A 7,390-nucleotide genomic window follows, 5' to 3' on the forward strand; every position below is an offset into this window, starting at 1 on the left:
ACCGCAGCCCGCCCGCCGAACCAACCCTGCCGCGCCAGCCCCGTCGCCGCCTGGCCCTTTCGGGACGGATGATTGCGAGCCGGGGCAAGAGGATCCCACCGGACACGGCCCGACACGCTCCAACCCCATTAATTGTATTGGAAATGCGCCCCCTCCATGTCGTACCCGGCAATCAAACAAGGGCATTAGCCGGTCGAGATCGAGCGGTGCGTTCAATACGAGTGTCTGCAAGCATGCCGTCCGCGGCAGCGTTGGCGTTGGCGTGGCGAGACCGAAAATGCAGCCAACAGTGCAATTTCAGTCGATCAGCGTGCAGATGTTTCGTTGAACCTGTCTCCCGTCGATGTCGCTTCCTACACACGCGACCGCAGCGACCTGAAGCTCCAGCTCACGAATGGCGACACGATCACATTGCAGGATTATTCGACGCGGAGTGCGACCTGTTTCTCAGCGAGGACGGGCAGATCCAGATGGTCGATCTCGGCGCTCCTGTCGGGGACCAGTGTTTCGCCCAGTATGGCTTCCTGCGCGCGGGTGAGAAATGGGGTCTCTATGACCAGCTGACCTTCCTCGACCTGCAGGAGATCAACCCCGTCGCAACACCGCTCGCGGCGCCGCTCGCGACGTTCAGCCCCGGGCGTGCCAGCGCTCGCGGCCTTGGTGGCCGGGCCGCCGCAGCCGCCGTCACAAGCGGCGACAATGAAGACAGAAGCAACACTGCCGGCACCGACGACGAGGCCGATGGCGATGCCACCGAAACCACAACAGTCGGGGATGACGGCAGCTGGAGCGTCGATTTCACCCCCGATGACCTGGCCGACACCCCCGACACCCTGACGATCCATGGCGGATCGGACGACCGGGTCACGGTGGAGAACGCGGCGCAAACAAGCCAGACGGTCGAGATCGAGGGTGAGAGCTACGAGTTCTACACGGTTGGCGATGAGGGTGTGACCCTGATCATCGACCAGGATATCGACGTCGTCATTTAAGTTACCGGGGCGGCCCATGTCTCCTCGACCGCGAGGCCTCCGATGAACAGGTCGTCGCTCGCCGGTCCAGCTTCGAGCAGGAGGACACGGATTCCCGCGCGCCGGTCCAGTGTTCCCGACAAGAGCGCACCGGACGGGATCGCCACTATCGCACTGGCCTCCTCCACCCGGACAGCCGAAGCCGATCTGTTGACTGTCAAAAGGCGCTCGGAAACGCAGGACAAGAACTGGTTGCCGACCATCGGCCCGACCGTGTCGCTGACCAGTCTCGGCGACGTGGTGGCCGGGCTCGTCATTGACCAAGTGCCCTTCGATCACGGGCGCAAGAAGCAAGAAGGCGGCGCGCGACTTTGCCGCCGCCGATGTCGAGGTGGCCGCCGTCACCCTCTCCGAGGACATGAACGACCGTGTCTGCACCACCCAGCCGCTCTATCTTGAGGCGATGGGTGGGCGCGACGGGGCCAGCCTTGGCGACCGCGAGCTGTCCCGGACGGCGCATTTCCGGCGCATCGTGCATGGCCGCGTCACCGGCGGTGTCGCCAACAAGGACGACCTGCGTTTGATGGATGCACGCATAAACTCCCTGACCACGATCCGCGACACCGCCATCGAATCCGGAGAGACCGCACAGGCGGAACTGACCGAAATGACGGGCAACGCGCCAACGCTCGGCTCCGCCTCTCCCATCGACATGCGCGCCAGCCGGGGCGTCGCGGCGATCCTGCTCGAAGGGGCGCTGAAGCTTGTCCGCGCCAGGATGGGCGATGCGGCCGGTCGCCGGATGGAGCTCTCGATACAGAACCGCCTGATGCGCCGCCTGCTCGAAATGCGCTCGGATCGCCGCCCTCTGCCCCCCTTCCGGCTTCTTCGCCGCGATGCGCGATTTCGTCTCGGTGGGCGAATTCTTCACCTCTTCGACCATCGCCGTGTTGGCGGTGACGGTCGACACCAAGGCGCTGGCCGAGCGGCAGAGGGAGATCGAGATCCGGCCCGGCATGCGGGCAACGGTCGAACTGCATTCCGGCGCTCCAGGACGATCCTGCGCTACTTGCTCAGACCGCTCTACGGGTCCAAGGACGCCGTCCGGGCGCCCTGAGCACGCGGCCGGACGGCCGCTCACGCGTCGGCCAGCGCGCCCGGCGAAATCGGACATGGCCTCTTCGGGGCTCAGGCGCTAGGAATGAACGACCCGGAATGGAGCCTGCCCTGATGTCCGACTTCGACCTCGTCATCTTCGACTGTGACGGCGTTCTGATCGACAGCGAATTGATCTCCGCCCATATGCTCGTGGCCGAGCTTGCCAAACATGACGTCCATGTGGACCTGTCCTATGTCGCCCGCCATTTTCTCGGTCGCTCCTACCCCGTCGTGATTTCCCAGATCCGCACGGAATTCGGCCTCGAACTGCCGCCCGAATTCGAAACGGACTACCGCGCCCGCCTCCTCGCCGCCTTTGATTCCGAGCTGACGGAAATGCCGGGCGTTCGCGCCACCATCGAGGCGTTGGCGGTGCCCTGCTGTGTCGCCACCTCCTCCAGCCCGCCACGCGTTGAGCGCGCGCTGGAGATCGTCGGCATGACCGGCCTCTTCGGCACCAATATCTTCACCGCGTCCGAGGTCAGCCATGGCAAGCCCGCCCCCGACCTCTTCCTCCATGCCGCCGCCCGGATGAACACGCCGCCCGCGCGCTGCCTCGTCATCGAAGACAGCTTCAACGGCATCCGCTCCGGGCTCGCGGCGGGCATGGAAGTCTGGCAATTCACCGGCGGCAGCCACATGGATGGCGTCGCGCTCGACGGTCCCGGCCTGCCTGTGCCGCAGCGCAGATTTGCAAGTTTCGACGATTTCTATCACCCTGTCCCGCATCTCAGGAAGACTGACCCCGCCGCATGAACAGCCCCAAGCAGACAGAGACCGACGCCACCCCGCTTGACCAGGCCGCGCGCGCTGCCTGGCTTTACTATGTCGGCGGCAAGACCCAGGACCAGATCGCGCGCGAACTTGGCATCTCCCGTCAACGCGCGCAGCGGCTTGTCTCCAAGGCCGTGGCCGAGGGGCTGATCCATTTCCGTCTGGAGCATACTCTGTCGACCTGCCTTGAGCTCGAAGCCGCGCTGACGCGCAAGTTCGGGCTCAAACTCAGCCGCGTCGCCCCGTCACTCGGCGACGGGGTGGACCCGTCGCTCTCCATCGCCTCGCTGACCGCTGTCGAGATGGAGCGCGTCCTCGCCTCCCCCAGCCCGATCGTGATGGCGCTTGGCACCGGGCGGACCCTGCGCTCCGCGGTCGAGGCGATGCAGGGGATGCATTGCGAGCATCACAAGCTGGTCTCGCTCAACGGCAATATCTCGCCCGATGGCAGCGCCTCGCATTACGATGTGATCATGCGCATCGCCGACAAGGTCCACGCGCCGCATTTTCCGATGCCGCTGCCGGTGGTCGCGGCCACGGCCAAGGAGCGGGACATGTTCCATGCGTTGCTGCCGATCCAGCGGACGATGGAGCTCGCCGAATCCGCCGACGTGGCTTTTGTCGGCATCGGGCAGATGGATGACAGCGCGCCGATGCTCAAGGATGGCTTCCTTTCCAACCGGGACCTGGCCGCCATGCAGGAGGCAGGCGCGGTCGGCGAGATCGTCGGTTGGATCTACGACGAATCGGGTCGTTACTACAATTTCGGACCGAATCTGCGCGCCGCGGGCGTCCGGGTGGAGATAGCCGAGGGCAAGCGCGTGGTGGCCGTGGCTGCCGGCACCGCCAAGGTGACTGCGCTGCGGGCCGCAATTTCCGGCAATCTTGTCAACGGCTTGATCACGGACGAGGCCACGGCAGCAGAGCTGCTCTCCTGAAAATCCCTCAGCGAATGTGACAAACCCGCGACTCAGCGGTTGACAGATTCACGCCTATAAGTGAGCATATTCCCACTACATGAGCATATGCTCACCAATGCTTAGGAGGAGAAGCATGACTCTCAAGGTTTCAACCTTGCTCAGCGCTTGCGCTGTCGCTGCCCTGTCCACTGCTGCCACTGCCGAAACGATCACCATCGCAACCGTGAATAACGGCGACATGATCCGTATGCAGGGCTACACGGACGACTTTACCGCCAAGACCGGCCACGAGGTCGAGTGGGTGACGCTGGAAGAAAACGTGCTGCGTCAGCGCGTGACCACCGACATCAGCACCAAAGGCGGTGCCTTCGACATCATGACAATCGGCATGTACGAGACGCCGATCTGGGGCGCCAATGGCTGGCTCGTCCCGCTTGATGGCCTGAGCGATGAATATGATGTCGCTGACATCCTGCCCGCCATGTCCGGCGGTCTGTCGCATGACGGTACGCTCTTCGCGGCACCGTTCTACGGCGAAAGCTCGATGATCATGTACCGCGCCGACCTTATGGAAAAGGCCGGCATGGAAATGCCCGATGCGCCGACCTGGGAGTTCATCCGGGAAGCCGCTGCGGCGATGACCGATCGCGACGCCGAAATCAACGGTATCTGCCTTCGCGGCAAGGCCGGCTGGGGTGAAGGCGGCGCGTTCATCACCGCGATGTCCAACTCGTTCGGCGCCCGCTGGTTCGACGAGGACTGGAAGCCGCAGTTCGACACCCAGCCGTGGAAAGACACGCTGGAATTCTATGTCGGCATGATGACCGAATCCGGACCTCCGGGCTACGCCACCAACGGTTTCAACGAGAACCTCTCGCTGTTCCAGCAGGGCAAGTGCGGCATGTGGATCGACGCCACCGTTGCGGCCTCTTTCGTGACCAACCCGGACGACTCCACGGTTGCCGACAAGGTTGACTTCGCGCTGGCGCCGGATACCGGCCTTGGCAAGCGTTCGAACTGGCTCTGGGCCTGGGCCCTGGGTATCCCGGCAGGCACCCAGAAGGTTGATGCCGCGAAACAGTTCATCGAATGGGCAACCTCGAAAGACTATATCGAGCTCGTCGCTGCGAAAGAAGGCTGGGCCAACGTACCGCCGGGTGCACGCACCTCGCTCTACGAGAACCCCGAGTACCAGAAGGTGCCCTTCGCACAGAAGACGCTGGACTCGATCCTGTCTGCCGATCCGAACAACCCGACCGTCGATCCGGTTCCCTATGTGGGCATCCAGTTCGCCGCCATCCCGGAGTTTGCCGGTATCGCAACCGAAGTCAGCCAGGAGTTCTCGGCTGTCTATGCTGGTCAGCAGTCCGTCGATGAGGCCCTCGAAAAGGCCCAGGCACTGGCCACTGACGCGATGGAAGCTGCAGGTTACTGACGCTTTCCTCCCAGTCCGGGGGACACTCCCTCTCCCAGTCCCCCGGACACTCTACGACCCGACCGTCCCTTTCCCATTGCCGAACCTGCCAGGCGGGCCCAGCCCGTCCATAGAGGAGGTGTGTCCATGGCTACCCAGCATTCGAGATCCGCTGCGCGCGTGATGATGGCTCCGGCCGTCTTCCTGCTCCTGGTTTGGATGCTCGTCCCACTAACGATGACCCTGTACTTCTCGTTCAAGAAGTATCTGCCACTACGGGGTGACACGGTTTCCAACGGCCTCGAATGGGTCGGTTTCGAGAACTACGTCCGCTTCGTGACGTCGAGTTCCTTCTGGCCAAGTGTCCAGACCACACTCATTATCGTCGGCGGCGTACTCCTGATCACCGTCTTCCTTGGCGTTCTTCTGGCGATCCTGCTCAACCAGCCAATGTGGGGTCAGGGCGTCGTCCGCGTTCTCGTCATCGCGCCCTTCTTCGTCATGCCCACCGTTTCGGCGCTGGTCTGGAAGAACATGTTCATGGACCCCACGAACGGCCTTCTCGCACATCTGTGGAAATTCTTCGGCGCCGAGCCCGTTATCTGGCTCAGCGAGGCCTCACTGCAATCGATCATCATGATCGTCTCCTGGCAGTGGCTTCCCTTCGCGACACTGATCCTTCTGACGGCGATCCAGTCGCTCGACCGCGAGCAACTCGAGGCTGCGGAAATGGACGGTGCCCAGCCGCTGGCCCGCTTCGGCTATATCACGCTGCCGCATCTCAGCCGCGCAATCACCATCGTGATCCTGATCCAGACGATCTTCCTTCTGGCGGTCTTCGCTGAGATCTTCGTCACCACCGGGGGCGCCTTCGGCACCCGCACGCTGACATACCTGATCTTCCAGCGCGTGCTGGAAAGCCAGAATATCGGCCTCGGCTCAGCCGGCGGTGTCTATGCAATCATTCTCGCCAACATCATTGCCATCTTCCTGATGCGCATTGTCGGCAAGAACCTGGACGCGTGAGGAGGACATCATGGCTCGTGCAATAACCACGCAACGCAAATTCATCAACACAACGGCCGCCTGGGCCGTCGGCCTGCTGATCTTCTTCCCGATCCTCTGGACCATCCTGACCAGCTTCAAGACCGAGGCGCAGGCGATCGCCGACCCGCCGATCTTCCTGAATTTCGACTGGACATTGGAGAACTACTCGGTGGTCGTGGAGCGCTCAAACTACATGCGCTTCCTGTGGAACTCGATCATCATCGCCGGCGGCTCGACGATCCTCGGCATCATCATCGCGATCCCCGCGGCCTGGTCCATGGCCTTCGTGCCCTCCAAACGGACCAAGGACATCCTGCTCTGGATGCTCTCCACCAAGATGCTCCCGGCTGTCGGCGTGCTCTACCCGATCTACCTTCTGTTCATCCAGATGGGGCTGCTGGACACCCGCATCGGCCTGACCATCGTGCTGATGCTCATCAACCTGCCGATCATCGTCTGGATGCTCTACACCTACTTCAAGGAGATCCCCGGAGAGATCCTCGAAGCGGCCCGGATGGATGGCGCCAGCCTGCGCGAAGAGGTCTTCCATATTCTGACCCCGATGGCCATTCCCGGCATCGCCTCGACGCTGCTGTTGAACGTCATCCTGGCCTGGAACGAAGCCTTCTGGACGCTGAACCTCACCGCGGCCAAGGCCGCGCCCCTGACCGCCTTTATCGCCAGCTACTCCAGCCCCGAAGGCCTGTTCTTCGCCAAGCTCAGCGCGGCCTCCACCATGGCTATTGCGCCGATCCTCATCCTTGGCTGGTTCAGCCAGAAACAACTCGTCAGCGGCCTGACCTTCGGCGCAGTGAAGTAAGGAAAAACCAATGGGACATATCTCTCTCAGCCAAGTCACCAAGTCCTTCGGCGACGTCAATGTCATCCCGCCGCTGGATCTCGAGATCAACGAAGGCGAGTTCGTCGTCTTCGTCGGCCCCTCGGGCTGCGGCAAGTCCACCCTGCTGCGGCTGATCGCCGGGCTCGAGGACGTCACCTCCGGCGAGATCCAGATCGACGGCCAGGACGCCACCGATGTGCCGCCCGCCAAGCGCGGTCTCGCGATGGTCTTCCAATCCTATGCGCTCTATCCGCATATGAGCGTG

The 7,390-nt window shown here is 62.9% G+C and carries 9 protein-coding genes and 1 pseudogene; 9 read left to right on the forward strand and 1 reads right to left on the reverse strand.

Translation table 11 applies throughout. From position 1 onward, the window contains the following. Nucleotides 1-225: 225 nt before the first annotated feature. Nucleotides 226-564, forward strand: a complete 339-nt coding sequence (locus tag R3X27_RS25650; RefSeq protein ID WP_411572496.1) for a BapA/Bap/LapF family prefix-like domain-containing protein — start codon at nt 226-228, stop codon at nt 562-564. Continuing rightward, complete coding sequence (locus R3X27_RS14815) at nt 471-992, forward strand: hypothetical protein (protein WP_317709651.1); 522 nt, start codon at nt 471-473, stop codon at nt 990-992. The genes R3X27_RS25650 and R3X27_RS14815 overlap by 94 nt, the downstream gene beginning before the upstream one ends. Here the strand turns inward: R3X27_RS14815 and R3X27_RS14820 are convergent. After that, entirely contained in the window at nt 989-1,288 is a 300-nt protein-coding gene (locus tag R3X27_RS14820) for a hypothetical protein (RefSeq protein WP_317709652.1), read from the reverse strand. The genes R3X27_RS14815 and R3X27_RS14820 overlap by 4 nt on opposite strands. Nucleotides 1,289-1,707: 419 nt before the next feature. On the opposite strand from R3X27_RS14820, the pseudogene R3X27_RS25655 reads away from it, so the two are divergent. The 7 genes and pseudogenes from R3X27_RS25655 to R3X27_RS14855 form a co-directional block, all read left to right on the forward strand. After that, nucleotides 1,708-1,927: pseudogene (locus tag R3X27_RS25655) on the forward strand (hypothetical protein); the annotation flags it as partial. 274 nt (nt 1,928-2,201) lie between these two features. Then, the gene (locus R3X27_RS14830) at nt 2,202-2,885 is read left to right on the forward strand and encodes an HAD family hydrolase (protein ID WP_317709654.1); all 684 of its coding nucleotides are present in this window, start codon (nt 2,202-2,204) and stop codon (nt 2,883-2,885) included. Beyond that, nucleotides 2,882-3,841, forward strand: a complete 960-nt coding sequence (locus tag R3X27_RS14835; RefSeq protein WP_317709655.1) for a sugar-binding transcriptional regulator — start codon at nt 2,882-2,884, stop codon at nt 3,839-3,841. The genes R3X27_RS14830 and R3X27_RS14835 overlap by 4 nt, the downstream gene beginning before the upstream one ends. 115 nt (nt 3,842-3,956) lie before the next feature. Further along, nucleotides 3,957-5,258 carry a sugar ABC transporter substrate-binding protein gene (locus R3X27_RS14840; RefSeq protein WP_317709656.1) on the forward strand — a complete coding sequence of 434 codons (1,302 nt, stop codon included), beginning with the start codon at nt 3,957-3,959 and terminating at the stop codon, nt 5,256-5,258. Nucleotides 5,259-5,384: 126 nt separating this feature from the next. Beyond that, nucleotides 5,385-6,263 carry a sugar ABC transporter permease gene (locus tag R3X27_RS14845; protein ID WP_317709657.1) on the forward strand — a complete coding sequence of 293 codons (879 nt, stop codon included), beginning with the start codon at nt 5,385-5,387 and terminating at the stop codon, nt 6,261-6,263. Nucleotides 6,264-6,273: 10 nt separating this feature from the next. Further along, on the forward strand, nt 6,274-7,104 hold the full coding sequence (locus tag R3X27_RS14850) for a carbohydrate ABC transporter permease (RefSeq protein WP_317709658.1): 831 nt from the start codon (nt 6,274-6,276) through the stop codon (nt 7,102-7,104). Nucleotides 7,105-7,114: 10 nt separating this feature from the next. Beyond that, a partial coding sequence (locus R3X27_RS14855; protein ID WP_317709659.1) for an ABC transporter ATP-binding protein occupies nt 7,115-7,390 on the forward strand: 276 nt, incomplete at its 3' end.

The sequence above is a fragment of the Tropicimonas sp. TH_r6 genome (assembly GCF_033101155.1).
Classification (GTDB): domain Bacteria; phylum Pseudomonadota; class Alphaproteobacteria; order Rhodobacterales; family Rhodobacteraceae; genus Tropicimonas.

Coding starts and splice junctions, on each gene's coding strand:
- R3X27_RS14815 (WP_317709651.1), top strand. CDS start 471: ATGGTCGATCTCGGCGCTCCTGTCGGGGACCAGTGTTTCGCCCAGTAT.
- R3X27_RS14820 (WP_317709652.1), bottom strand. CDS start 1,288: ATGACGAGCCCGGCCACCACGTCGCCGAGACTGGTCAGCGACACGGTC.
- R3X27_RS14830 (WP_317709654.1), top strand. CDS start 2,202: ATGTCCGACTTCGACCTCGTCATCTTCGACTGTGACGGCGTTCTGATC.
- R3X27_RS14835 (WP_317709655.1), top strand. CDS start 2,882: ATGAACAGCCCCAAGCAGACAGAGACCGACGCCACCCCGCTTGACCAG.
- R3X27_RS14840 (WP_317709656.1), top strand. CDS start 3,957: ATGACTCTCAAGGTTTCAACCTTGCTCAGCGCTTGCGCTGTCGCTGCC.
- R3X27_RS14845 (WP_317709657.1), top strand. CDS start 5,385: ATGGCTACCCAGCATTCGAGATCCGCTGCGCGCGTGATGATGGCTCCG.
- R3X27_RS14850 (WP_317709658.1), top strand. CDS start 6,274: ATGGCTCGTGCAATAACCACGCAACGCAAATTCATCAACACAACGGCC.